This is a genomic window from Asanoa siamensis (genome assembly GCF_016862555.1).
Lineage (GTDB): Bacteria > Actinomycetota > Actinomycetes > Mycobacteriales > Micromonosporaceae > Asanoa > Asanoa siamensis.
Map to the genome: position 1 here is coordinate 1 of NZ_BONE01000214.1, position 640 is coordinate 640.

1 protein-coding gene is annotated in these 640 nt (G+C 67.5%); it reads left to right on the forward strand.

Translation table 11 applies throughout. From position 1 onward, the window contains the following. Nucleotides 1-205 precede the first annotated feature (205 nt). The gene (locus tag Asi02nite_RS41315) at nucleotides 206-562 is read left to right on the forward strand and encodes a nuclear transport factor 2 family protein (protein ID WP_203719495.1); all 357 of its coding nucleotides are present in this window, start codon (nucleotides 206-208) and stop codon (nucleotides 560-562) included. The last annotated feature ends 78 nt before the right edge of the window (nucleotides 563-640 follow it).

Consider the following 640-nt stretch of genomic DNA (forward strand, 5'->3'; position numbering starts at 1 on the left):
CTAAGGCCGATGGCGCGGCGACGGCATGCTGCGCGACGGGTACGAAACAGCACGAGCAATCGCTCCTGTCCCGCACGCCCGGCGCCGCATCCGACCGGCCCCATCTATGGCGAGGCCCGCCGGGGACACCGCGGTCGGACGGCAGCGAGCGGAGGCCGCTGGGCGAGTGGGACGTACATGGCACGGCGAGCATGAAGGGGATCTGATGGCGACGATCGAGGGACTGATGCGGGCGAATCTGCTCGAGGTGTTCAACGAGCGGGATCCGGAACGGCGGGCGGCCGCGATCGCCCGGACCTACGTGCCGGACGTGCGGTTTTCCGATCCGGAGGCCACCGTCATTGGGCACGCGGCGGTTGGGGCCAAGGCGCAAGGGCTTCTCGACGAACAGCCTGGCTTCGTGTTCTCCGCAGCCGGACCTGTCCGTGTCAACGACGACCTGGGCTACCTCGCCTGGAACTTCGGGCCCGAAGGGCAGGACCCGGTGGTCCGCGGCGTCGACATCGCCCTGGTCGACAACGGGTTGATCACGCGCCTCTACACGATGTTGCTGACCGACTAGGCCCAACGCCGTTCAGTTAGGGCGGGGTGGGCTGGTCAAGGGTCGGGTTTGTTGATGTTGATGTTGGTGGTGGCTTGC

What these genes read in the sequence shown, in the direction of transcription:
- Asi02nite_RS41315 (WP_203719495.1), top strand. Translation starts at nt 206, where the DNA reads ATGGCGACGATCGAGGGACTGATGCGGGCGAATCTGCTCGAGGTGTTC.